Source organism: Halomonas sp. NyZ770, assembly GCF_020616575.1.
Lineage (GTDB): Bacteria > Pseudomonadota > Gammaproteobacteria > Pseudomonadales > Halomonadaceae > Vreelandella > Vreelandella hamiltonii.
In genome coordinates this window covers 213,066-235,898 of sequence record NZ_CP085143.1, presented here as the reverse complement: position 1 = coordinate 235,898, position 22,833 = coordinate 213,066, and the positions used below count along the sequence as shown (strand labels likewise).

Here is a 22,833-nt window from a genome sequence, read left to right as displayed (position 1 = left end):
TTAGCCGCCCAATGCCGCCATGCGATCCGCCTGAATCACTTCGATCCAGTAGCCGTCCGCGTCCTTGACGAAAATGACGTCTTTCATCTTGCCCTGGTCGGCACGCTTCACGAAGGTGACATCGTGCTCGTCGAACCAGGCCTGGGCGGCCTCCAGGTCCGGCACGCTGAAGCAGATGTGGCCAAACCCCTGGGGCTCGGCATTGCCGTCGTGGTAGGCAAAGTCCTGCTCGGTTTCGGTGCCCCAGTTGTGGGTCAGTTCCAGCAGACCCTTCTGGCTGAAGGTCCAGGCAGTGCGAGCGTTCTGGTCCTCCGGCACCTGGTCGTCGGCTTCCACGTTGGCCAGAAAATAGAGCGAGAACTGCATCTCTTCGAAATCCAGCCGCCGCAGCACCTGCATGCCAAACACGCGGGAATAGAACGCCAGCGCGCGCTCCGGGTCCTTGACCCGCAGCATGGTGTGATTCAACCGAAACCCTTGGGTCTGGGGAGCCGCAGGGGCAACACCGGGATGCTGTTCACCTGAAAACGACATGACTTTCTCCTGTTGCTGCGTGATGTATCTGGCAATTGGTACCCAAGTAGGCACTTTGGTACGTAAATACTTTGACGAAGCCCATACCATGTACAAGGCTTTAGGCTGCTGCTAACGCGAACCCCATCGAATCCGCCGTTACCGCCCCTTGGATCATGTATGAGGGCGGCGCTGCGATAATTCTAGCCCCTGCCTGAGGAGGCCGCATGTCACGTGATCTCAATGTACTGGGTGAGCCGCTCACCCCCTGCTGTCACTCGCCCAAGACGGGGTTTTATCGTGATGGCTTTTGCCGGGTCGGCACCGACGATGTGGGCATTCATTCGGTATGTGCCATGGTCACCGAGGAGTTCCTGGCGTTTTCCCGCGCGCAGGGCAATGACCTGGTCACCCCGCGCCCCGAGTACGGCTTTCCTGGCCTGCGGCCCGGTGATCGCTGGTGCCTGTGTGCCCACCGTTGGGCAGAAGCCGCAGAGGTCGGTCTGGCCCCGCCGGTGATTCTGTCAGGCACCAATGCACGCACGCTGGACATCATTCCGCTGATCAAACTGCAACAACACGCCCTGGATGCAGTGCACTAGGCCTGCCAGCGCGCGGAGCGCTTCCCCAGGCATTGGTCGCAGTGGATTTTCTATGCAGCTCTTCTACACTACTATCTCTATAGCTGTACATTCAGCGTATCGTTAGCCTGGGAGTGTGTCATGACCGACATTGAAATGACGCTAGATGATCGCCTGACGTTGAAGCAGTTGGCCAACGCGCTACAGAACGGCTTTTCCCCCATCGTGGAGGTCGTCTCGATGGATGGCATCTACAAGGTCCGCTTTCATCATGCCCACGGCGTCTCGGACCTGAGCAATGCACAGGGGCAAGTCAGCACGTTTCTGGGCACCGGCGAAATCCGCGACACCCTCGGGCAACTTGGGCTGACCCACGGCGTATTGACCTGTTCCGACCAGTGTGGCGACGAGATGATCGGCGTCTCGGGCAGCGCCATGACGCCCGATGAAATGCTGACCTACGGCACGCGCATCGCGTTTCGCTGATCTTTCCGCGCCATTGGCTTTACACATCCCGCCTGGCCGAGGATAGTACGCCTACGACAGGGGCGCCGCGACGCGGCTGAGAAGCACCCTTTGAACCTGAACCGGATAGCACCGGCGTAGGGAGTCGTGGTGCTTCCATTCACCACCTCCCTGCCGGGAGGAAGTCATGACCCTACCCAGCCCACGCGAGACGCTGCTCGCGCTGCGTGACCAGACCCCGCTGGTTCACTGCATCACCAACTACGTTGCCATGAACAGTACCGCCAACCTGCTGTTGGCCGCCGGGGCCTCCCCCGCCATGCTGCATGCCCAGGAAGAAGTGGCGGAATTTACCGCCATCGCGGGCGCGCTCTCGATCAACATCGGTACGCTCTCTACCCCTTGGGCCGAGGCCATGCAGCTGGCCGCCCAATCAGCCCAGGCCCACGCGGTGCCCTGGGTGCTGGACCCGGTTGCCGTGGGTGCCACGCGGCTGCGCCAGCAAACCTGCCTGTCCCTGCTGGCTTACCAGCCCAGTGTGATTCGTGCCAATGCTTCGGAAATCATGGCGCTGAGCGGCCTTGCCCACCAAGGCCGGGGCGTGGATGCCACGGTCAGCACCGACGATGCCACCCAAGCGGCCATCACCCTGGCGCGCCGGTATCATTGTGTCGTCGCCATGACCGGGGCCACCGATATCGTCACCGATGGCCAGTCGCTGTATCGTTTGACCGGCGGCCACCCGCTGATGCCACGAGTAACCACCCTGGGCTGCGGGCTCAGCGCGCTGGTCGCCGGCTTCGTGGCGGCCAACCGTCACGCCCCGCTGGCCGCCACGCTCGGCGCCCTGACCTATTTCAATCTGGCAGGCAGTCGCGCCGGGCAGCAGGCCGAAGGGCCGGGCAGTTTCTATGTGGCGCTGCTGGATACCCTGTACTCGCTCACGGCAGATGACCTGCCTGCACTACCTCACTCGGAGACCCTACATGTCGGTTGATCTTACGCTCTACCTGGTCACGGATGCTCAGCTATGCGCCTCCACGGGCCTGGAACGTACCGTGGAAGCCGCCGTGGCAGGAGGCGTCACGCTGGTCCAGCTACGTGACAAGCAGGCCAGCGACGAGGCTATGATTGCCCAGGCCAAGCGTCTCAAGGAAGTGCTGGCAGGTAGCGGAGTGCCGCTGATCATCAATGACCGGCTGAGCGTGGCGCACGCCAGCGGTGCCGACGGCTTGCACGTTGGCCAGAGCGATACGGACGTGATGCAGGCCCGCCAGGTACTGGGCGAGCAGGCGATCATCGGGCTCTCCATCAATACCCTGGAGCAGTTGCAGCGTGCCCCCGTGGCGCTGCTGGATTACGTGGGGCTGGGGCCTGTGTTTGCCACCGGGAGCAAGCAGGACCACGCGCAGCCCATCGGTTTTACCGGGCTGGCCCAGCTGGCCAGTGCCTGCCCGCTGCCCAGCGTGGCCATCGGCGGTTTGAAAGCCGAGCACGCCGCCCAAGTGAAAGCCGCCGGTGCCCACGGGCTCGCGGTGATCTCGGCCATTTGCGGCCATCCTGACCCACGCCAGGCGGCCCAGGCGTTCTTCAGGTCATGACCCAGTTCGACCAACTGACAGCCTTCGTCAAGGTGGCCGAGTTGGGCAGTTACACGCGGGCGGCGGAGGCCCTGGACCTGTCGCGCACCTTGCTATCGCGCCGGGTCATGGCGCTCGAGGAATCGCTGGGCGCGCGGCTGATACAGCGCACCACCCGGCGGCTGCACCTGACGGAAGCAGGCGAGCGCTATCTGGCCCGCGCACAGGCGATCCTGCTGGCTCTGGAGGAGGCTGCCAATGAAGTGGGTAGCGGCCTTCAAAGCGTGAGCGGACGACTGCGCATCAACGGGCCCATGAGCTTTGGCACTCGCTACCTGGCTCCCGAGGTGGCTCGCTTCATGCGGGATCATCCCCACCTGGAGGTGCGCCTGGACCTCAATGACCGCCGTGTAGACCTGCTCGAAGAGGGATACGACCTGGCCATTCGCATTGGCAGCCTGCCGGATTCCAGCCTGGTGGCCAAGCGCCTGGCACGCTGCCAGATGGTGTTCTGCGCCTCTCCTGACTACCTGGCACAGCACGGCACTCCCACCCGCCTGGAGGCGCTGGCCGACCATCGTTGCCTACGCTATCGCAGCGGCCAGAACAGCGGCGACTGGCGCGTGGGGCAGCAGTGGTTGAGTGTCGACGGACCGCTGGAGAGCAATAACGGCGATATGCTGACCCATGCCGCGGAAGCCGGGCTAGGCATCGCCCATCAGCCCAGCTTCCTGGTGACCGAAAGCATCGCCCAGGGCCGCCTGGTGCCGCTATTGCAGGAGATACCTCCCACGTACCTGGACATCCACGCGCTCTATCCTGCCCGGCAGTTTTTGCCTGCCAAAGTGGCACGCCTGATCGACCAGTTGACGGTTGCCTGGGGCGACCCACCCGCCTGGGAGAAGGCGCTGGGATTGTCGCGCCCAGCGCAACAGTGAAGTGCCAAAAGCAGGGATTATCCAGACAGGCAGTCGTCGTAAAGTGGCGTCATCGCATCCAGAGGGGATGCCGACGACCACGAGAGAACACCATGACGACGACACTGACGACTCAAGCATCACACCTGCATGCCACTGCCCTGCTGCGCATCAGCCTGGGTATCATGACCCTGGCCCACGGGCTGTTGAAAGTATTCGTGTTCACCCTGCCTGGAACGGTCGGCTATTTTGAGTCGCTGGGCCTGCCAGGCTTTCTGGCCTACCTGACCATTGCGGCGGAAGTCGGCGGAGGCCTGGCCCTGCTGCTGGGTATCTATACGCGCTGGGTCAGCCTGGCCCTGGTACCGGTTTTGCTGGGAGCCGCCTGGGTACATATCGGTAACGGCTGGCTCTTTTCCAACCCGGGCGGCGGCTGGGAATTCCCGGTATTCTGGGCCATTGCACTGGTCGTGCAAGCCGGCCTTGGCAGCGGCAGCCTGGTCGTTGCACGCCGCTTCGCGTGAGCCACTGGCCTGCTGACGTGCCTACGCTGGCAGGTCGCACATCGAGGTGCCTTATGTTACCTAGCCTGTTTATCTCTCACGGCTCGCCCATGCTGGCGCTGACCCCCACGCCCGCTCACCAGTTCCTGCGTGAGCTGGGCCAGACGCTTCGCCCCAAGGCCATCGTCGTGGTCTCTGCCCACTGGGAAACGCCGGAGCTGCTCATCAGCCAGAGCGCTCACCCCGAGACCCTCCACGATTTTGGCGGTTTTCCGGCGGCGTTGTTCGCCGTGCAGTACCCGGCACCGGGGGACCCAGCCCTGGCCGCAACGCTGGGCAACACGCTCGGTGCCAGACTCGTGGAGCGCGGCATGGACCACGGCGTTTGGGTGCCACTTTCCCTGATGTACCCCGAAGCCAGGCTACCGGTCGTGTCGCTGTCGCTTCCCAGCCGGTGGAGCAACGCGGCGCTGATGGAGCTGGGCCAGCGGCTTGCCCACCTGCGCAGCGAAGGTATTCTGGTCGTGGGCTCCGGCAGCCTGACCCATAACCTGCATGCGCTACTGCCCCAGGGCAGCCAGGCACCAGGCTGGGTGGATGCCTTTGCCGATTGGGCACACACTCAACTGGAAAAAGACGCGCGGGAGGCGCTGCTGACATGGCAAACGGCTCCCCATGCCCAGCGCAACCATCCCACGCCAGAGCACTTCCAACCGTTACTGGTCGCCATGGGAGCCGGGGGTCAGGGCCAGCGGCTGCACCATAGCGTCGAGCACGGCGTGCTGGCGATGGATGTCTACGCGTTCAACTGACGGCCACGCCCAGATGACTGGCCTGGGCGGGAGTGTGGGCGGGAGTGTGGGAGGGAGCGGTAGGAAGATCCCGCATCAGCAGGGCAAACTCCCACTGCTCCGGGGCGATGGGCGCGCCAGGTAGCGCTATGCGGACACGATGCCCTGAGCCGGGTGCGGCAGCCTGATACTCACCGCGCCCGTTTTCCATCTGCTTCAGCACGAAACGACGATTGCCGCCGGGCAGCATCAGCTCCATGGCATCGCCCACCTCGAAGCGGTTCTTGACCTCGACGTCCAGCAGGCTGCCCGTGGCATCGACACCGATGATGTCGCCCACGAACTGCTGGTGCACGCCAACGGAGTGGCCGCGCTCGTAGTTCTGAAACTCATCGTGCACATGGCGGCGGTAAAAGCCCTCGGTATAGCCTCGGTTGGCCAGGTTTTCCAACTGATCCATCAAGCCCATGTCGAAGGGGCGGCCTGCCACGGCATCGTCAATGGCCTGACGATACACCTGCGCAGTACGCGCCACGTAGTAGTGGGACTTGGTACGTCCTTCGATCTTCAGTGACGCCACACCCAGGCGCGCCAAGCGTGCCACGTGCTGCACGGCGCGCAGGTCCTTGGAGTTGAACAGGTAAGTGCCGTGCTCGTCTTCGTAGATGGGCATCCGCTTGCCCGGCCGGGAGACATCTTCGATCAACGCGGCCCGCTCGGTGTCCGCCGCCACGGGTATCAGGTCGCCGGTAGCATCCTGAGTGGCATCCAGCGTCTTGTATTGCCAGCGGCAGGCGTTGGTGCAGGTGCCCTGGTTCGGGTCACGGCGATTGACGTACCCCGAGAGCAGGCAGCGCCCTGAATATGCGATGCACAGCGCGCCGTGAACGAACGTCTCGATCTCGATATCCGGGCATTCGGTGCGGATCTCGGCCACCTCTTCCAGCGACAGCTCCCGAGAAAGAATGATGCGCTGAATCCCCTGCCGCTGCCAGAACTTGACCGCGGCCCAGTTCACCACGTTGGCCTGCACCGACAGGTGGATGACTTGTTCCGGCCAGCGCTCACGGATCATCATGATCAGCCCGGGGTCGGACATGATCAGAGCGTCCGGCCCAGCCTCGATCACCGGCTCCATATCCCGCAGATAGGTCGTGAGCTTGCTGTTGTGCGCAGCGATGTTGGAGGCCACGTAGAACTGCTTGCCTCTGGCATGGGCATACTCGATGCCCCGGTGCAGCGTCGCCACCTTGAAGTCGTTATTGCGCACCCGTAGCGAGTAGCGCGGCTGCCCGGCGTAGACCGCATCGGCACCGTAGGCAAACGCGTAACGCATGTTGTGAAACGTGCCCGCAGGCGAGAGAAGTTCGGGAGCTTGCATAACCGTCACCGTTGTTTGAACGGGCGGCATTATAGCCAGCGCACCTTTCCGGTTGCGGCCCGTCGGCCGGTTTGCTGACCTGGATCAATTCCCGGTGCATGTCAGGCCGTGGGGCGACGTTTCAGGGTGGTGCGACGGTCGTGATAGGCAATGGCCAGGCCGCTGCACATGATCAGCGCGCTGCCTGCCCAGACCCAGACGTCCGGCAGTTCTCCCCAGAACCACCACCCCAGCAGCACGGCCCACAGCATGGCGGTGTAATCGAAGGGCGCCGCAATGGCGGCGGGCGCATGGCGAAAGGCCAGGGTGATGAACGCCGTGGCCCCCACCCCCAGCACCCCGGAGGCGGCAAAGCCCAGCCAGTGCCAGGGATGGGGCGTTTGCCATACCCAGGGCAGGCTGAGGCCCGTCAGTACCAGCGGCACGGCCGTCATGTAGAACACCATGGCCCACAGGTGCTCGTTGGCGCCATAGCGCCGCGCGGTGACCATCATCAGCGCGTAGAACACCGCCGCTCCCAGCACCACCATGGCCCCCAGTTGAAAGGCATCACCACCTGGCCGCACCACTATCAGCACCCCGACAAAGCCCAGCAGCGAAGCGGCCAGCACTGGCGGGTCGATACGCTCACCCAGTAACGGCACCGACAGCAGCGTCACGAACAGCGGGGCCACAAAGGCAATCGCCGTGGCTTCCGCCAGCGGCAGCAGGGTCAACCCCCAGACGAAGCACACCATGGTGGCGGTATAAATGAGCCCGCGCAGCAGGTGCACGCCCGGGCGGCGCGTACGCAGCTTGCGCAGCCCACCACCAAAATGGGCCAGCAGGGCGATCAGCGGTAGCGACACCAGCGCTCTGAAAAAAATGATTTGCAGCGGCGAGTGCACCTCACCCAACCATTTCGATACCGCGTCTCCCAGGGCCAGAAACAGTACGCCTGCACACATGCAGAGAATGCCTTTCAGGGAAGATGTCATGGCGTTCCTCCTGTGGTCGCATAAAACAAAACGCCCCGCCAATGCTGCACTGGCGGGGCGTTGGCGTGCCGGGTGGCGTCAAAGGCTGGCGTTCACCACCATGCAGTCCATGCCCTGGGCCTGCAATGACTGACAGGCCTGACGGGCACGTGCTTCATCCAGGGCCACGACACGTGCTCGGAACACCGTCGAACGCCCCTCCAGGGTATCGATGGCGACTTGCCCTCCTACATCGCTGGGTAAGCGCTGGGCAGCCTGCTGGGCCAACTGTTCCGCCTGGTACGCCTGGCTGAATGCGCCCACCTGGATGCCCCAGTTACCGCCTCCGGAGGCAGGTGCCGCTCCCGCCGAGGCAAAGCCACGCTCCTGCTCGATCAAGGCCAGCAGCGGGTCACCCTGCGGGGAAGGCGTAGGCGCCATGGTTTGTGACCACTGGGCTTCCACGGCCGCCGCCGTGACCGGGGCGCTGGTGTCGATATGCGCCATCATCGGGCGGGACGGGGGCTCGGGAGGGGGCGGAGGCGAGATCGGCTGCTGTGAGCCCCCGAAGCCCATGTACTCCTGAGAGAAGCTGGTGTTGGCAATCCAGGTCTGGTGGTCACGTAGCGCTGCGCGCTCGAAACTGCGATCCAGCAGGCTGGCCATGTGCGTATCCCTGGAGGCGGCGGTGAAACCGCCCATCACCACCGCCACCATACGCCGACCGTTATGTACGGCAGTGGTCGCGACATTGAACCCGGAGGCACGGATGAAGCCGGTCTTCAGGCCGTCGGCGCCGGGATAGTCACGCACCAGGCGGTTGTGGCTGGTATGGCGAGTGCCACGATGGGTGAACTCCTGCAGCCCAAAATAGTGGTAGTACTGAGGAAAGTCCTGGATCACACGCACCGAAAGGGTCAGCATATCCCGCGCCGTCGTGACCTGCTGGTCATCCGGCAACCCCGAGGCATTGCGGAAAGTCGTCCTGCTCATGCCCAGCTCCCGGGCCTTCTCCGTCATGATATGGGCAAAGCGCTGCTCACTGCCGCCCAAGGCCTCGGCCACCACCACGGCCACGTCGTTGGCAGAGCGCACCGCCAGGGCACGCATGGCGGTGTCCACGCTGATGGTGCTGCCCGCAGACAACCAGAGCTTGCTGGCGGGCATGGCCGCCGCCTGAGCCGACACCGGCAGCGCCTGATCGAGACGCAAGTCCCCTCTCTCCAGCGCTTCGAAGGTGAGGTACATGGTCATCATCTTGGTCAGTGAGGCGGGGTAGCGCGCTTCGTCGGCGTTCTCAGAATAGAGGACTTCACCATGTTCCAGATCGACGACGATGCCCGCATAGCGGGGGTTGGCCTGAGCTTTGGTGATACTGCCGATCACCAGTAGACCGAGCATCAACAGCCATACCGTTGCCGCTGTCCGTGAATACCTTGCCTCTGCTGCCATACCTGCCCCTTGATGAATGTACATCACCGCTAAACGTCACTCGCGCCTGATAACTTGGCACACACTCACTGATGGCCTGGCACCGCCTGACATGGCCATGCCCAGCCGAACAAGACTAGCATGGCCTGCCGACAAATGGATGTGCCCGATGGCTTATATATAGATTAATCCAGGCCCGCCAGGCAATCCGTCTCTTTTCCATGGACATGAAACGATAGGCATAAAAAAACCGCCCGGTGAGGGGCGGTTTTCATTGTGCCTTGGAAGGGGCGCTACGCTTACTCTGCAGCGGCTTCTTCCTGGGCTACCGGGCGGTCTACCAGTTCAACGTAGGCCATGGGGGCGTTGTCGCCGGTGCGGAAACCGCACTTGAGGATACGGATGTAACCACCCGGACGCTCGGCGTAACGCGGACCCAGCTCGTTGAACAGTTTGCCGACGGCTTCTTTGGAGCGCGTACGAGCAAACGCCAGACGGCGGTTTGCAACGCTATCCTGCTTTGCCAGGGTGATCAGCGGCTCGATAACGCGACGCAGTTCCTTGGCCTTGGGCAGGGTTGTCTTGATGACTTCATGTTCGACCAGCGAGACAGACATGTTCTTGAACATGGCCTGACGGTGCGAGCTGGTACGATTCAGATGACGACCACTCTTACGATGACGCATGGTTGTGATTCCTTACCAAACTGGGACTCAAGTCGACGCTTACGCGGAGGCCTTGTCGTCCTTCAGGCTAGCGGGTGGCCAATTTTCCAGCCGCATACCGAGGGACAAGCCGCGCGCTGCCAATACATCCTTGATTTCATTCAAGGACTTCTTACCGAGGTTCGGGGTCTTCAACAGCTCCACTTCCGTGCGCTGGATCAGATCACCGATGTAGTAGATATTCTCGGCTTTCAGGCAGTTGGCGCTGCGAACGGTCAACTCGAGATCGTCTACGGGGCGCAATAGGATCGGATCAACGTGATCCTCTTCCTCTTCGACTTCCTGCTCTTTGTCAGCTTCCAGGTCGACGAAGGCGGCCAGCTGCTCTTGCAGAATGGTCGCACTGCGACGGATAGCCTCTTCCGGATCCAGTGTACCGTCGGTTTCCAGGTCGATAATCAGCTTATCGAGGTCGGTACGCTGCTCGACACGAGCGGCTTCGACCGAATAGGAAACACGGCGAACAGGGCTGAAGGTGGCATCCAGCTGCAGGCGGCCAATAGCACGGGTCTCTTCATCAGAGCCACGAGCGTCAGCCGGTTCGTAACCACGACCCAGCGCTACCTTAAGCTGAATTTTCAGCTCGGCACCTTCATTGACGTGTGCAATGACGTGGTCCGGGTTGACGATTTCGACGCTATGATCAAGCGCAATGTCGCCAGCGGTGACGACGGCTGGGCCCTGCTTGTTCAGCGAGAGCACCGCCTCATCGCGGCTGTGCATCTTGATCGCAACATCTTTCAAGTTCAGGAGGATTTCGATGACATCTTCCTGCACCCCTTCGAGCGCACTGTATTCGTGCTCTACACCGGTGATTTCAGCCTCTACCACGGCAGCGCCGGGCATGGATGAAAGCAGAATGCGACGAAGTGCATTCCCCAGGGTGTGACCAAAGCCGCGCTCGAACGGTTCGAGAACGATTTTGGCATGATGTGCGCTGATCTCTTCGACCTTGATGTCGCGGGGGCGAAGAAACTCTGTCACTGAACGCTGCATATGAACACCTTTCAGGCTGCCAAACGGATACTGAGTACTCTAAAGCACAATACTCAAGAGCATCTGGGCGGTTAGCTTTGCTATCCCGCCCAGGCCTCAAGAAGCAGAAGCAACAAACAGACTGCTTACTTGGAGTACAGCTCGACGATCAGGTTTTCGTTGATGTCGGCAGTCAGGTCACCGCGTTCAGGCAGAGCCTTGAAAGTGCCTTCCATCTTCTTGGCGTCGATTTCGATCCAGGTGATATCGCCACGGTTGGCAGCAATGCTCAACGCGCTTTGGATACGAGCCTGGTTCTTCGCCTTTTCACGAACAGCTACCACGTCACCCGGCTTCACTTGGTAGGAAGCAACGTTAACGGTGCGGCCGTTGACGGAAATCGCCTTGTGGCTGACCAGCTGACGCGCTTCAGAGCGAGTCGAGCCGAAGCCCATGCGGTAGACGACGTTATCCAGTCGGGATTCAAGCAGTTGCAACAGTACTTCACCGGTCGCACCTTTCAGGCGAGCGGCTTCTTTGTAGTAGTTGCGGAACTGCTTTTCGAGTACGCCATACATACGGCGTACTTTCTGCTTCTCGCGAAGCTGCAAGCCGTAGTCGGAAAGACGCTGACGACGCTGGCCGTGTACACCCGGGATCTGCTCGGATTTACACTTTTTCTCGAAGGGAGTCACGCCACTCTTCAGGAAGAGATCGGTGCCTTCACGACGAGACAGTTTGCACTTCGGTCCAATATAACGAGCCATGAATCTGTCTCCTTAAACGCGGCGTTTCTTCGGCGGACGGCAGCCATTATGGGGGATGGGCGTCGCGTCTACGATGCTTTGCACGCGGAAGCCGGCGGCGTTCAGTGCGCGCACGGCGGATTCACGGCCGGGACCGGGGCCCTTGACCAGCACGTCTACGTTTTTCACACCATACTCGGCTGCAGCAGTTGCTGCACGTTCGCTTGCAACTTGCGCAGCGAACGGGGTGCTCTTGCGAGAACCACGAAAACCCGAACCACCGGCTGTTGCCCAAGAAAGAGCATTGCCCTGGCGGTCTGTGATCGTCACGATCGTGTTGTTAAAAGAGGCATGGATGTGCGCGACGGCGTCCACTACCTGCTTTTTAACCTTTTTACGGTTACTACGCGGGTTAGCCATGTTGATGTCTATTCCTGTCTTAACGTCAGCTCTCGATTAAAGAGCCTGCGTGTTATTTGCGGATCGGCTTACGCGGGCCCTTACGGGTACGCGCGTTAGTCTTGGTCCGCTGACCACGCAGCGGAAGACTACGACGATGACGCAGACCACGGTAGCAGCCTAAGTCCATGAGACGCTTGATGTTAAGCGTGACATCACGACGAAGGTCGCCTTCTACGGTGTACTTACCAACTTCAGAACGCAGGGTGTCCAGCTCGTCGCCAGACAGGTCTACGATCTTGGTAGTCGGCGCAATACCGGCAGCAACACAGATGTGTTGAGCGCGAGTACGGCCAATCCCGAAGATATAGGTCAGCGAGATCGCCGCATGCTTGTTGTCCGGGATATTGACGCCTGCAATACGGGCCATCAGCTTACTCCGAAATTTGAGCGGCTTGCTCGTTTATTCATCTACAAAAGGCGCAACAGCATACCCCTTTAGGAGCCCGAAGGCAAGGGGTATGCCTGCACCCGCTTAAAACAGCCCAGGTTTAGCCCTGACGCTGTTTGTGCCGCGGCTCGACACAGATGACGCGTACAGCGCCATTGCGACGAATGATCTTGCAGTTACGGCACATCTTCTTTACGGAAGCTCGAACTTTCATCGTTCTTTCTCCAAAAACGGCTCGCGGCGCGCCAATTCGTTAGGGGCGCCTCAGCGCATGATGCCGCCGCTACCGTAGCCTTTCAGGTTGGACTTCTTCATCACTGAGTCATATTGATGCGACATGAGATGCGACTGCACCTGGGCCATGAAGTCCATGATGACCACTACCACGATCAGCAGCGACGTACCGCCAAAGAAGAACGGAACGTTCCATGCTACGATCAGGAACTGGGGCATCAGGGAAACCGCAGTGATATACAAGGCACCGAACAGAGTGAGACGAGTCATCACTTTGTCGATATAGCGAGCGGTCTGCTCGCCGGGGCGAATGCCCGGCAGGAAAGCGCCTGACTTTTTGAGATTGTCAGCCACATCCTTGGGGTTGAAGACCAGCGCTGTGTAAAAGAAGCAGAAGAATACCACTGCCGCAGCGAAAAGCAAGATGTAAAGCGGTTGGCCAGGGCCTAACGCCTGCGAGGCACGCTGCAACCACTCCATGCCTTCGCCAGCGCCTACCCACTGACCGATAGAGGCCGGGAAGAGTAGGATACTGGAGGCAAAGATCGCGGGAATGACGCCCGCCATGTTCACCTTCAACGGCAAGTAGCTGCTTTGACCTGCATACATCTTGTTGCCCACTTGGCGACGTGGGTAGTTCACCTTGAGGCGGCGTTGGCCACGCTCGATGAACACCACGAATGCCACGGTGGCAATACCTAGCACGGACAGCGCTAACAGCGGAAGAACATTCCAGGCCCCTTCGTTACGAGCAAGCTCGAAGGCTTGCCCCACGGCACTGGGCAGCCCAGCGACGATCCCCGCGAAGATCAGCAGCGAAATACCGTTGCCGATGCCCTTCTCGGTGATCTGCTCACCTAGCCACATCATAAACACCGCACCCGACACAAACGTGATGATGGCGGTGAAATAGAAGCTGAAGTCAGCGCTGTAAGCGATGCCTTGGCTAGCCAGACCCACGGACATGCCGGTAGCCTGGACAAAAGCCAGTAGCACCGTGCCGTAGCGGGTGTACTGGCTAATCTTGCGGCGGCCAGCCTCGCCCTCTTTCTTGAGCTGTTCAAGATGAGGGGAGACTGCAGTCATCAGCTGCATGATAATCGACGCCGAAATATAGGGCATGATGCCCAGGGCGAGGACGCTCATGCGCTCCAGGGCGCCACCCGAGAACATGTTGAACATGCCCAGGATGGTGCCCTGTTGCTCCCTGAACAAGGCAGCAAGCTGGTCAGGATTGATACCGGGAACGGGAATGTGGGCACCGATACGGTACACCACGATGGCGAGGAGCACGAAGCGCAAACGCGCCCACAGTTCACTCAGACCGCTGCCCATCGCCGGCATGTTTCCTGACTTGGCCATTTAGTCCTCTACCTTGCCGCCAGCGGCTACGATCGCTTCACGGGCACCTTTGGTGACCTTGATTCCACGAACGGTAACCGCTTTGTTCAGTTCGCCAGAAAGGATGATCTTCGCATGCAGCGTCGCATCCTTCAGCACGTTGGCTTGCTTCAGGGTTTCCATGGTGACTTCGTCACCGGCAACCTTGGCAAGTTCCGCCAGGCGTACTTCTTCAGATACCAGCGACTTGGCAGACGTGAAGCCAAACTTCGGCAAACGACGCTGCAGCGGCATCTGACCGCCTTCGAAACCAGGCTTGACGCTACCGCCACTGCGTGATTTCTGACCTTTGTGGCCACGGCCACCGGTCTTGCCCAGACCGGAACCGATACCACGACCAACGCGCTTTTCAGCGTGTTTGGAGCCCGGTGCCGGGCTCAGGGTATTGAGTTTCATGGATTACTCTCCCTCAACGCGCACAAGGTAGTTAACCTTGTGGATCATGCCGCGTACGGCAGGGGTGTCTTCCAGCTCAACCGTATGACCGATGCGACGCAGGCCCAGGCCTTTCATAGTAGCCTTGTGCTTGGGCAAAACGCCGATGGTGCTGCGGATCTGGGTAACCTTGATCGTTGCTGCCATGGTGCCTTACCCCGTGATCGCTTCGACAGACAGACCGCGCTTGGCGGCGATGTCTTCCGGTGCTTGCATGGCAGAGAGACCTTTGACAGTCGCCCGCACCACGTTAACCGGGTTGGTGGAACCGTAGCACTTGGCCAGTACATCGTGAACGCCTGCCAGTTCCAGTACGGAACGCATGGCGCCACCAGCGATGATACCAGTACCTTCGGAGGCCGGCTGCATGTACACCTTGGAAGCACCGTGACGGGCTTTTACCGGGTACTGCAGTGTGTGACCTGCAAGGTTGACCTTGACCATGTTGCGACGAGCCTGGTCCATCGCTTTCTGGATTGCGACCGGCACTTCACGCGCCTTGCCACGACCGAAACCGACACGACCTTTACCATCACCTACGACGGTCAGTGCGGTAAAGCCGAAAATACGACCACCCTTGACCACCTTGGCGACGCGGTTGACCTGCACTAACTTCTCCTGCAGATCACCGTTTTGCTGTTCGTTCTTCGCCATCGTAAAACCCTTTAGAATTCCAGGCCGCCTTCACGTGCGGCGTCGGCCAGAGCCTTGACGCGACCGTGATACTTAAAGCCAGCACGGTCGAAGGCCACCTGGGTGATGCCTGCTTCTTTAGCGCGTTCGGCAATCAGAGCACCGACCTTGGAGGCCGCGTCTGAGTTACCGGTCGCACCCTCGCGCAGTGCTTTGTCCAGCGTAGAAGCGCTGGCCAGCACCTTGCCACCATCCGGCGAGATAATCTGCGCATAGATGTGACGCGGGGTACGGTTGACGCACAGGCGATACACGCCCAGCTCGCGGATCTTGGCGCGAGCGCGGCGGGCACGACGGAGACGAGATTCTTTCTTCGCGTTCATAACCCTGCCTTACTTCTTCTTGGCTTCTTTGCGACGCACCTGCTCGTCGGCGTAACGTACACCCTTGCCTTTGTACGGCTCAGGCGGACGGAAGGCGCGGATTTCCGCGGCGCACTGACCGAGCATCTGCTTGTCCGCGCTTTTCAGCACGATCACGGTGTTCTTCGGCGTTTCCGCTGTAACACCTTTAGGCAGTTCGTAGTCGACCGGGTGCGAGAAGCCCAGTGAAAGATTGAGCGTCTGGCCCTTAGCTTGGGCACGATAACCGACGCCAACAATTTCGAGAGTTTTTGTGAAACCCTCGGATACGCCCGTAACCAGGTTCTGAACCAAGGCGCGGGTAGTACCGGCCATTGCCCAGCTCTTGGCAGACTCACTCGGGGCGAAGGTCAGCTGGCCGTCTTCTTGACCAATCACCACGTCCTGGTGAATGGGCATAGACAGCGTGCCCTGGCCGCCTTTGGCGGTCAGCTGGCCAGCATCGATTTTGACATCAACGCCAGCAGGCACTTTAACCGGATATTTCGCTATGCGGGACATTCCAGCCTCCTAGAATACGGTGCAGATGACTTCGCCACCGACGCCAGCCTGGCGCGCGGCACGATCGGTCATGACACCATTAGAGGTGGTGACAATCGCGATACCCAGGCCATCGGCTACCTTGGGCAGGTTGTCCTTGCCCTTGTACTGACGCAGAGACGGCTTGGAAACCCGCTGAATGTGCTCGATAACCGGCTTACCCTCAAAGTACTTGAGAGTAACGGTCAGCTCGGGTTTGACGCCTTCAGCCACCGTAAAGTCGGTAATGTAGCCTTCTTCCTTTAGCACTCGGGCCACTTCGACTTTCAGTTTGGAGGACGGCATGGTAGCCGTCTCCTTGGTGGCCATCTGCGCATTGCGGATACGGGTAAACATATCCGCCAGAGTGTCTTGCATGCTCATTTAATGTGCGCTCCTGATGATTCTACGTGGCGTTACCAGCTGGACTTTTTGAGGCCAGGGACGTCGCCACGCATGGCGGCTTCACGCAGCTTGTTACGGCCGAGGCCGAACTTGTTGTAAAAGCCGTGCGGACGGCCAGTCACGCGGCAGCGGTTACGCTGACGCACCGGGCTGGAGTCGCGCGGCAGTTGCTGCAGCTTCAGCGTCGCCTCGAAACGATCTTCTTCAGAAGCGTTCACGTCCGAGATGATTTTCTTGAGCTCTGCGCGCTTAGCCGCAAACTTCTCGACTAGCTGAGTACGCTTGAGCTCACGCTCTATCATACTTTTCTTAGCCATGATCCAACCCTTATTTCTTGAACGGGAAGTTCAGTGCTGCAAGCAGCGCACGACCTTCCTCGTCGGTGTTGGCGGTAGTAGTGATAGTGACGTCCAGTCCCCGTACACGATCGACTTTATCATATTCGATCTCCGGGAAGATGATCTGCTCACGCACACCCATGGAGTAGTTGCCGCGACCGTCGAAGGACTTCGGGTTGAGACCACGGAAGTCACGCACGCGTGGGATGGCAATGTTCACCAGACGGTCCAGGAAGTCCCACATACGCTCGGAGCGCAGTGTCACTTTGATACCGATCGGCCAACCTTCGCGCACCTTGAAGCCCGCGATGGACTTGCGTGCCTTGGTCACCAGCGGCTTCTGACCGGAAAGCTTCTCCAGGTCGCCGATGGCATTGTCGATCAGCTTTTTGTCGCTGACCGCTTCGCCGATACCCATGTTCAGAGTCACTTTCGTGATCCGGGGTACCTGCATTACGTTGGCGTAGCTGAACTGCTCTTTGAGTTGAGCTACCACCTCGTTTTGATAACGTTCTTTCAAGTTCGCCATTATGCTACCCGACTCGCGTTAGGCGTCGATCTGCGTCTGCGTCGACTTGTAGATACGTACCTTGGTACCGTCTTCCTTCACCTGGAAGCCGACGCGATCCGCCTTACCGGTCTCCGAATTGAAGATGGCTACGTTGGACGCGTGAATCGGAGCCTCACGCTCGACGATACCGCCCTGATTTCCCGCCATGGGATTAGGCTTGGTGTGACGCTTGATCATATTCACACCGGACACCACGAAACGGTTTTCAAGTACCCGCTTCACAGTGCCACGCTTGCCCTTATCCTTCCCGGCGATGACGATGACTTCATCGTCACGTTTGATCTTTTGCATATCCGCCTCGCTCCTTACAGCACTTCAGGCGCTAGGGAAATGATCTTCATGAACTTCTCATTACGAAGTTCACGAGTTACCGGCCCGAAGATACGCGTGCCGATCGGCTGTTCGTTGGTGTTATTCAACAAAACTGCCGCATTTCCATCGAAACGGATCAGCGAACCGTCACTACGACGGACGCCACTACGGGTACGAACGACTACTGCCTTGAGGACCTGGCCTTTTTTGACCTTGCCACGAGGAATAGCTTCTTTGACCGTTACTTTAATGACGTCACCAACGCGGGCGTAGCGACGGTGTGAACCGCCCAGCACCTTGATGCATTGCACCCGGCGCGCTCCGCTGTTGTCGGCGACATCCAGCATTGTCTGAGTCTGAATCATCGGTTTTCTCCAAACCTAATCTGACTGCACTGGTTGAACAGACGCAGGGGATTAACCCTTGGCCTGCTCGACCACCTCGACCAGCGTCCAGGCTTTCTTCTTGGAAAGCGGACGGCACTCCTGAATGGAAACCGTATCGCCTGCCTTTGCCTGGTTCGCCTCATCATGGGCGTGCAGCTTGGTGGAGCGCTTGACGTATTTTCCGTAGATCGGGTGACGCTCACGACGCTCGATCATGACGACGATGGACTTGTCCATCTTGTCGCTGACCACCTTGCCGGTCAGCGTACGTGTTTTTTTCTCTTCGGCCATCTCAATCACCTGCCTTCTCGTTGAGCACAGTCTTAACGCGGGCGATATCCCGACGGACCTGCTTGAGCAGATGAGTCTGGCTCAGTTGGCCAGTGGCCTTCTGCATGCGCAGGTTAAACTGCTCGCGGAGGAGCTCGAGGAGCTGCTCTTGGAGCTCTCCTACGGACTTTTCACGAATTTCCTGGGCTTTCATCACATCACCGTCCGTTTCGCAAAGGTGGTGGACAGGGGCATCTTCTGGGCGGCCAGTTCAAATGCTTCACGGGCCAGCTCTTCGGATACACCTTCAATTTCATACAGGACCCGACCCGGCTGGATCTGGGCTACCCAGTACTCAACTGAACCTTTACCCTTACCCATACGAACTTCGAGCGGCTTCTTGGAAATCGGCTTGTCAGGGAAAACGCGGATCCAGATTTTACCGCCACGCTTGACGTGACGTGTGATCGCACGACGGCCAGCTTCGATCTGGCGCGCAGTGATGCGGCCGCGACCGGTTGCCTTGAGGCCGTACTCCCCGAAGCTGATCTTGCTTCCGCGATGCGCCAGGCCACGGTTGCGGCCTTTCATCATCTTGCGGAATTTCATACGCTTGGGCTGTAACATCGACTCGCTCTCCCCTTACCTGGAACCTTTCTTCTTGGGCGCGTTGCCGGCAGGCTGTTGCTGTTGCTTGGCCTTGGCACGTACTTCCTCGATACCGCCGAGGATTTCACCCTTGAAGATCCACACTTTGACGCCGATGACGCCGTAGGTGGTGTGAGCTTCGTAAGTGGCGTAGTCGATGTCCGCACGCAGAGTGTGCAGCGGAACGCGACCTTCGCGGTACCATTCGGTACGTGCGATTTCGGCGCCACCCAGACGACCTGACAGCTGAATCTTGATGCCGCCAGCGCCAAGACGCATTGCGTTCTGTACCGCGCGCTTCATGGCACGACGGAACATGACGCGACGCTCAAGCTGACCTGCCACGTTGGCAGCAACCAGCTTGGCATCCAGCTCGGGCTTGCGAACTTCTTCGATGTTCACATGTACCGGAACGCCCATCATCTCGGTCAGATCACGACGCAGACGGTCGACATCTTCACCTTTCTTGCCAATCACGATACCCGGACGGGCAGTGTGAATGGTGATGCGGGCATTGTTCGCCGGACGCTCGATGTGAATGCGGCTTACGGAGGCGCTTTTCAGACGCTCGTCCAGGAAGCTGCGCACTTCGAGATCGTTGTTGAGCTTATCGGCATAGGCGCCGCGCTCGGCATACCAGACAGAAGCATGGTCTTTGACGATGCCCAGTCGAATGCCTGTTGGATTGACTTTCTGACCCATCTGGTCGACTCCTACTTCTCGGCTACCTTGACGGTGATGTGGCAGGTGCGCTTCAAGATACGATCCGCGCGGCCTTTGGCACGCGGCTTGATACGCTTGAGCGTCATGCCCTCATCGACGCAGATGGTCGAGACACGCAGCTCGTCGATATCCATGCCGTTATTTTCTTCCGCGTTTGCAATGGCGGACTGCAGCACTTTCTTGACTAGCTTGGCAGCCTTCTTCGGTGAGAAGGTCAGCAGGTCGAGTGCTTCGGCGACCGGTTTACCGCGCACCTGGTCAGCCACCAAACGGGCCTTCTGGGCGGATAAACGAGCGCCACGCAGCTTAGCTGTGACTTCCATCTCTCAATCCTCTCTGGCTTACCGTTTGGCTTTCTTGTCCGCCGCATGCCCGCGATAAGTGCGAGTGGCAGCGAATTCGCCCAGCTTGTGACCAACCATTTCCTCGGAGACGTGCACCGGGACGTGTTGGCGACCGTTATGGACAGCGATTGTGAGGCCTACCATGTTTGGCAGGATCATCGAACGACGCGACCAGGTCTTGATCGGTTTACGGTCGTTCTTCTCCACTGCAGCCTCTACCTTCTTCAAAAGATGAAGGTCAATGAAGGGACCTTTCTTTAGTGAACGTGGCACAGCCGTTACCTCTTAATGTCTTGGCAATTTAGATCAACGCGTCTTGTTACGACGACGTACGATCAGCTTGTCGGTGCGCTTGTTCTTACGCGTCTTGTGACCCTTGGTCGGCACGCCCCACGGAGTAACCGGGTGACGGCCACCGCTGGTGCGGCCTTCGCCACCACCGTGCGGGTGATCCACAGGGTTCATCGCGACGCCGCGAACTGTCGGACGCACGCCTCTCCAGCGCTTCGCACCGGCCTTGCCAAGTTGACGCAGGCTGTGCTCGGAGTTGCTCACTTCGCCCAGGGTCGCGCGGCACTCGGCCAGGACCTTGCGCATTTCGCCAGAGCGAAGACGCAGGGTGGCGTAGTTACCTTCACGAGCAACCAGCTGAGCGCTAGTACCGGCACTGCGAGCAATCTGCGCGCCTTTACCCGGCTTCAGTTCGATACCGTGAACGGTAGAACCGAGCGGGATGTTACGCAGCGGCAAGGCATTGCCTTTCTTGATGGGCGCGTTGACACCAGATTCCAGCACGTCACCGGCGCTGACGCCTTTCGGTGCAATGATGTAACGACGCTCGCCATCGGCATATTTCAGCAGTGCAATGTGCGCACTGCGGTTCGGGTCGTGCTCCAGACGCTCAACGGTGGCCGGAATGCCATCCTTGGTGCGCTTGAAGTCGATCAACCGATAGTGATGACGGTGACCACCGCCCACGTGGCGGGTGGTGATGCGACCGTAGTTGTTACGGCCACCGGACTTGGACTGTTTTTCCAAAAGCGGTGCATAAGCACGGCCCTTGTACAGTTCCTCACCAACGATCTTGACGACGTGGCGACGACCGGCGGATGTGGGTTTGGTCTTGACGATTGCCATTATCCGTACTCCTGCCCTTATTCGGCGCCAGAGAAGTCTTCGAGCGTTTCACCCGCAGCCAGGGTCACATACGCCTTGCGGTAACCCTTACGCAGGCCAACGCCGTGAGCAGTACGCTTGGTTTTACCCTTGACGTTCAGTACCTGAACGCCACCGACCTTCTTGCCGAACAGTGCTTCAACGGCTTTCTTGATCTCGGGCTTGGTAGCATCGGGTGCCACCTTGAAAACGTACTGGTTGCGCTCGGCTGCCATCGCGGCCTTTTCGGTCACGTGCGGTCCAAGCAGAACCTTGAATACGCGTTCCTGGTTCATGCCAGCTTCTCCTCGAATTTACGCAGGGCGGAGACGGTGACCAGGACCTTGTCAAAGGCAACCAGGCTCACCGGATCAGCTGCAGCGACATCCACCACGTCAACGTGGGGAAGGTTGCGTGCGGCCAGATAGAGCGTTTCGTCGACTTCTTCAGTGACGATCAACACTTTCTCAAGGTTGAGCTCTTTCAGCTTGGCAGCTACCTGCTTGGTCTTCGGCGCTTCTACGCTGAACTCTTCAATCGCGACCAGGCGCTCTTGACGGACCAGCTCAGACAGGATGGAGCGCATCGCCGCGCGGTACATCTTGCGGTTTACTTTCTGGGTGTAGTCCTGAGGACGCGCCGCGAAAGTAACACCACCGCTGCGCCACAGCGGAGAGCGGATAGTACCAGCGCGTGCACGACCGGTACCCTTCTGACGCCACGGCTTCTTACCACCGCCACGCACGTCGGAACGGCTCTTTTGAGCGCGTGTACCCTGACGACCAGCTGCCAGATAGGCAGTGACGACCTGGTGCACCAGCGCTTCGTTGAATTCTTTGCCAAAAGTGGCGTCGGCTACTTCAACGGTACCCGTGCCTGCAGCAAGATTCAGATTCATTGGTAATTATCCCCTTCAGCCAGCTTTCACGGCGCTGCGAACGATAACGTTGCTACCGGTCGCTCCCGGTACAGCGCCCTTGATCAGCAGCAGGTTACGCTCGGCGTCGACACGGACGATCTCAAGGCTCTGTACGGTGCAACGGGTGTTACCCATTTGACCGGCCATTTTCTTGCCCTTGAATACGCGACCAGGTGTCTGACACATGCCGATAGAACCCGGCGCACGATGCGACAGGGAGTTACCATGGCTGTTGTCTTGGGTACGGAAGTTCCAGCGCTTAACAGCACCCTGGAAGCCTTTACCCTTAGAGGTGCCGGTCACGTCGATCTTTTGACCAGCTTCGAAGAGGGATACGGTGAGTTCGCCACCCACTTCAGGAGCTTCTTCGCCTTCTGCGAGGCGGAATTCCATCAGCGAACGACCAGCCTCGACACCCGCCTTGGCAAACTGACCCGCTTGCGCTTTGGTGAGGTGCTTGGCTTTACGAGAACCAGTAGTGACCTGAACCGCTGCGTAGCCGTCAGACTCAAGCGTCTTGACGCGCGTTACACGGTTAGGATCAACTTCAATAACGGTCACGGGCACGGATGCGCCGTCTTCGGTAAAGACGCGGGTCATCCCGGCCTTGATACCGACTAAACCGATAGTCATGCTCAGTCTCCTATAGTGTACGGGGCTATCACCCGCTATGGCTGCCCTTTCCAGAGCATTCCACTAGCACA

Annotated in this window: 38 protein-coding genes and 1 riboswitch; of the genes, 7 read left to right on the top strand and 31 right to left on the bottom strand. The window is 59.6% G+C overall.

What is annotated here, in order from left to right; all coding sequences use genetic code 11:
* The gene (gloA, locus tag LG409_RS01140) at positions 1-534 is read right to left on the bottom strand and encodes a lactoylglutathione lyase (protein WP_096921639.1); all 534 of its coding nucleotides are present in this window, start codon (positions 532-534) and stop codon (positions 1-3) included.
* 206 nt (positions 535-740) lie between these two features.
* On the opposite strand from gloA, the gene LG409_RS01135 reads away from it, so the two are divergent.
* The 7 genes from LG409_RS01135 (at position 741) to LG409_RS01105 (ending at position 5,371) form a co-directional block, all read left to right on the top strand.
* Positions 741-1,115, top strand: a complete 375-nt coding sequence (locus tag LG409_RS01135; RefSeq protein WP_039180609.1) for a DUF2237 family protein — start codon at positions 741-743, stop codon at positions 1,113-1,115.
* 120 nt (positions 1,116-1,235) lie between these two features.
* Positions 1,236-1,580: a hypothetical protein gene (locus LG409_RS01130; protein ID WP_039180612.1), complete on the top strand. Its 345-nt coding sequence runs from the start codon at positions 1,236-1,238 to the stop codon at positions 1,578-1,580.
* Positions 1,581-1,628: 48 nt separating this feature from the next.
* Positions 1,629-1,720, top strand: a riboswitch (TPP riboswitch).
* A gap of 26 nt (positions 1,721-1,746) precedes the next feature.
* The gene (gene thiM / locus LG409_RS01125; protein WP_096921640.1) at positions 1,747-2,556 is read left to right on the top strand and encodes a hydroxyethylthiazole kinase; all 810 of its coding nucleotides are present in this window, start codon (positions 1,747-1,749) and stop codon (positions 2,554-2,556) included.
* On the top strand, positions 2,546-3,160 hold the full coding sequence (gene thiE, locus LG409_RS01120) for a thiamine phosphate synthase (protein WP_227407443.1): 615 nt from the start codon (positions 2,546-2,548) through the stop codon (positions 3,158-3,160). Before thiM ends, thiE begins: the two co-directional genes overlap by 11 nt.
* Positions 3,157-4,077 carry a LysR family transcriptional regulator gene (locus LG409_RS01115; protein WP_016915797.1) on the top strand — a complete coding sequence of 307 codons (921 nt, stop codon included), beginning with the start codon at positions 3,157-3,159 and terminating at the stop codon, positions 4,075-4,077. Before thiE ends, LG409_RS01115 begins: the two co-directional genes overlap by 4 nt.
* 92 nt (positions 4,078-4,169) lie before the next feature.
* Positions 4,170-4,580: a DoxX family protein gene (locus tag LG409_RS01110; protein ID WP_016915796.1), complete on the top strand. Its 411-nt coding sequence runs from the start codon at positions 4,170-4,172 to the stop codon at positions 4,578-4,580.
* A 53-nt stretch (positions 4,581-4,633) separates the two neighbouring features.
* The gene (locus LG409_RS01105) at positions 4,634-5,371 is read left to right on the top strand and encodes a DODA-type extradiol aromatic ring-opening family dioxygenase (RefSeq protein ID WP_227407442.1); all 738 of its coding nucleotides are present in this window, start codon (positions 4,634-4,636) and stop codon (positions 5,369-5,371) included.
* Here the strand turns inward: LG409_RS01105 and trhP are convergent.
* The 30 genes from trhP to rplC all read right to left on the bottom strand — a co-directional run bounded on the left by trhP (position 5,364) and on the right by rplC (position 22,762).
* Positions 5,364-6,731, bottom strand: a complete 1,368-nt coding sequence (gene trhP / locus LG409_RS01100) for a prephenate-dependent tRNA uridine(34) hydroxylase TrhP (RefSeq protein WP_227407441.1) — start codon at positions 6,729-6,731, stop codon at positions 5,364-5,366. The genes LG409_RS01105 and trhP overlap by 8 nt on opposite strands.
* Before the next feature lie 101 nt (positions 6,732-6,832).
* The gene (locus LG409_RS01095) at positions 6,833-7,708 is read right to left on the bottom strand and encodes a DMT family transporter (RefSeq protein ID WP_227407440.1); all 876 of its coding nucleotides are present in this window, start codon (positions 7,706-7,708) and stop codon (positions 6,833-6,835) included.
* Between the two features lie 78 nt (positions 7,709-7,786).
* Entirely contained in the window at positions 7,787-9,088 is a 1,302-nt protein-coding gene (locus tag LG409_RS01090; RefSeq protein WP_144984196.1) for a D-alanyl-D-alanine carboxypeptidase family protein, read from the bottom strand.
* Positions 9,089-9,417: 329 nt separating this feature from the next.
* Positions 9,418-9,804, bottom strand: coding sequence for a 50S ribosomal protein L17 (gene rplQ / locus LG409_RS01085; RefSeq protein WP_016915791.1), 387 nt, complete (start codon positions 9,802-9,804; stop codon positions 9,418-9,420).
* Positions 9,805-9,843: 39 nt separating this feature from the next.
* On the bottom strand, positions 9,844-10,839 hold the full coding sequence (locus tag LG409_RS01080) for a DNA-directed RNA polymerase subunit alpha (protein WP_227407439.1): 996 nt from the start codon (positions 10,837-10,839) through the stop codon (positions 9,844-9,846).
* Positions 10,840-10,964: 125 nt separating this feature from the next.
* A complete protein-coding gene (gene rpsD / locus LG409_RS01075; protein WP_016915789.1) occupies positions 10,965-11,585 on the bottom strand; it encodes a 30S ribosomal protein S4 in 621 nt (206 codons plus the stop codon).
* A 12-nt stretch (positions 11,586-11,597) separates the two neighbouring features.
* Positions 11,598-11,984 (bottom strand): 30S ribosomal protein S11, encoded by a 387-nt coding sequence (gene rpsK / locus LG409_RS01070; RefSeq protein ID WP_009099028.1) that lies wholly within the window; start codon positions 11,982-11,984, stop codon positions 11,598-11,600.
* A 52-nt stretch (positions 11,985-12,036) separates the two neighbouring features.
* Positions 12,037-12,393 (bottom strand): 30S ribosomal protein S13, encoded by a 357-nt coding sequence (rpsM, locus tag LG409_RS01065; RefSeq protein WP_039180640.1) that lies wholly within the window; start codon positions 12,391-12,393, stop codon positions 12,037-12,039.
* Positions 12,394-12,514: 121 nt separating this feature from the next.
* The gene (gene rpmJ / locus LG409_RS01060) at positions 12,515-12,628 is read right to left on the bottom strand and encodes a 50S ribosomal protein L36 (protein ID WP_081139244.1); all 114 of its coding nucleotides are present in this window, start codon (positions 12,626-12,628) and stop codon (positions 12,515-12,517) included.
* 50 nt (positions 12,629-12,678) lie between these two features.
* Positions 12,679-14,010, bottom strand: a complete 1,332-nt coding sequence (secY, locus tag LG409_RS01055) for a preprotein translocase subunit SecY (RefSeq protein ID WP_016915787.1) — start codon at positions 14,008-14,010, stop codon at positions 12,679-12,681.
* Positions 14,011-14,445: a 50S ribosomal protein L15 gene (rplO, locus tag LG409_RS01050; RefSeq protein WP_016915786.1), complete on the bottom strand. Its 435-nt coding sequence runs from the start codon at positions 14,443-14,445 to the stop codon at positions 14,011-14,013.
* A 3-nt stretch (positions 14,446-14,448) separates the two neighbouring features.
* Positions 14,449-14,631, bottom strand: a complete 183-nt coding sequence (gene rpmD, locus LG409_RS01045) for a 50S ribosomal protein L30 (protein WP_009723888.1) — start codon at positions 14,629-14,631, stop codon at positions 14,449-14,451.
* 6 nt (positions 14,632-14,637) lie between these two features.
* Positions 14,638-15,138 carry a 30S ribosomal protein S5 gene (gene rpsE / locus LG409_RS01040; RefSeq protein WP_016915785.1) on the bottom strand — a complete coding sequence of 167 codons (501 nt, stop codon included), beginning with the start codon at positions 15,136-15,138 and terminating at the stop codon, positions 14,638-14,640.
* An 11-nt stretch (positions 15,139-15,149) separates the two neighbouring features.
* Positions 15,150-15,500 carry a 50S ribosomal protein L18 gene (rplR, locus tag LG409_RS01035; RefSeq protein WP_008959159.1) on the bottom strand — a complete coding sequence of 117 codons (351 nt, stop codon included), beginning with the start codon at positions 15,498-15,500 and terminating at the stop codon, positions 15,150-15,152.
* A gap of 9 nt (positions 15,501-15,509) precedes the next feature.
* The gene (gene rplF / locus LG409_RS01030; protein WP_016915784.1) at positions 15,510-16,040 is read right to left on the bottom strand and encodes a 50S ribosomal protein L6; all 531 of its coding nucleotides are present in this window, start codon (positions 16,038-16,040) and stop codon (positions 15,510-15,512) included.
* Positions 16,041-16,049: 9 nt separating this feature from the next.
* Complete coding sequence (gene rpsH / locus LG409_RS01025; RefSeq protein WP_009723892.1) at positions 16,050-16,442, bottom strand: 30S ribosomal protein S8; 393 nt, start codon at positions 16,440-16,442, stop codon at positions 16,050-16,052.
* Between the two features lie 32 nt (positions 16,443-16,474).
* On the bottom strand, positions 16,475-16,780 hold the full coding sequence (gene rpsN, locus LG409_RS01020; RefSeq protein WP_026001935.1) for a 30S ribosomal protein S14: 306 nt from the start codon (positions 16,778-16,780) through the stop codon (positions 16,475-16,477).
* A gap of 10 nt (positions 16,781-16,790) precedes the next feature.
* On the bottom strand, positions 16,791-17,330 hold the full coding sequence (gene rplE, locus LG409_RS01015) for a 50S ribosomal protein L5 (RefSeq protein ID WP_016915781.1): 540 nt from the start codon (positions 17,328-17,330) through the stop codon (positions 16,791-16,793).
* Between the two features lie 18 nt (positions 17,331-17,348).
* Positions 17,349-17,663: a 50S ribosomal protein L24 gene (gene rplX, locus LG409_RS01010; protein WP_009723895.1), complete on the bottom strand. Its 315-nt coding sequence runs from the start codon at positions 17,661-17,663 to the stop codon at positions 17,349-17,351.
* A 14-nt stretch (positions 17,664-17,677) separates the two neighbouring features.
* Positions 17,678-18,049 carry a 50S ribosomal protein L14 gene (rplN, locus tag LG409_RS01005; protein ID WP_009723896.1) on the bottom strand — a complete coding sequence of 124 codons (372 nt, stop codon included), beginning with the start codon at positions 18,047-18,049 and terminating at the stop codon, positions 17,678-17,680.
* Positions 18,050-18,100: 51 nt separating this feature from the next.
* On the bottom strand, positions 18,101-18,361 hold the full coding sequence (gene rpsQ, locus LG409_RS01000; protein WP_009723897.1) for a 30S ribosomal protein S17: 261 nt from the start codon (positions 18,359-18,361) through the stop codon (positions 18,101-18,103).
* A 1-nt stretch (position 18,362) separates the two neighbouring features.
* Positions 18,363-18,554 (bottom strand): 50S ribosomal protein L29, encoded by a 192-nt coding sequence (gene rpmC, locus LG409_RS00995; protein ID WP_016915779.1) that lies wholly within the window; start codon positions 18,552-18,554, stop codon positions 18,363-18,365.
* A complete protein-coding gene (gene rplP / locus LG409_RS00990) occupies positions 18,554-18,967 on the bottom strand; it encodes a 50S ribosomal protein L16 (RefSeq protein ID WP_007112000.1) in 414 nt (137 codons plus the stop codon). The genes rpmC and rplP overlap by 1 nt, the downstream gene beginning before the upstream one ends.
* 15 nt (positions 18,968-18,982) lie before the next feature.
* Complete coding sequence (rpsC, locus tag LG409_RS00985) at positions 18,983-19,690, bottom strand: 30S ribosomal protein S3 (protein ID WP_016915778.1); 708 nt, start codon at positions 19,688-19,690, stop codon at positions 18,983-18,985.
* An 11-nt stretch (positions 19,691-19,701) separates the two neighbouring features.
* Positions 19,702-20,034: a 50S ribosomal protein L22 gene (rplV, locus tag LG409_RS00980; protein ID WP_010626471.1), complete on the bottom strand. Its 333-nt coding sequence runs from the start codon at positions 20,032-20,034 to the stop codon at positions 19,702-19,704.
* 18 nt (positions 20,035-20,052) lie between these two features.
* Positions 20,053-20,328 (bottom strand): 30S ribosomal protein S19, encoded by a 276-nt coding sequence (gene rpsS, locus LG409_RS00975; protein WP_009098993.1) that lies wholly within the window; start codon positions 20,326-20,328, stop codon positions 20,053-20,055.
* A gap of 33 nt (positions 20,329-20,361) precedes the next feature.
* On the bottom strand, positions 20,362-21,192 hold the full coding sequence (gene rplB / locus LG409_RS00970; protein WP_016915777.1) for a 50S ribosomal protein L2: 831 nt from the start codon (positions 21,190-21,192) through the stop codon (positions 20,362-20,364).
* Positions 21,193-21,209: 17 nt separating this feature from the next.
* Positions 21,210-21,506 (bottom strand): 50S ribosomal protein L23, encoded by a 297-nt coding sequence (gene rplW / locus LG409_RS00965; protein ID WP_016915776.1) that lies wholly within the window; start codon positions 21,504-21,506, stop codon positions 21,210-21,212.
* Positions 21,503-22,108, bottom strand: coding sequence for a 50S ribosomal protein L4 (gene rplD / locus LG409_RS00960; RefSeq protein WP_096921646.1), 606 nt, complete (start codon positions 22,106-22,108; stop codon positions 21,503-21,505). The genes rplW and rplD overlap by 4 nt, the downstream gene beginning before the upstream one ends.
* 15 nt (positions 22,109-22,123) lie before the next feature.
* Positions 22,124-22,762: a 50S ribosomal protein L3 gene (gene rplC / locus LG409_RS00955; RefSeq protein WP_016915774.1), complete on the bottom strand. Its 639-nt coding sequence runs from the start codon at positions 22,760-22,762 to the stop codon at positions 22,124-22,126.
* Positions 22,763-22,833: the final 71 nt, after the last annotated feature.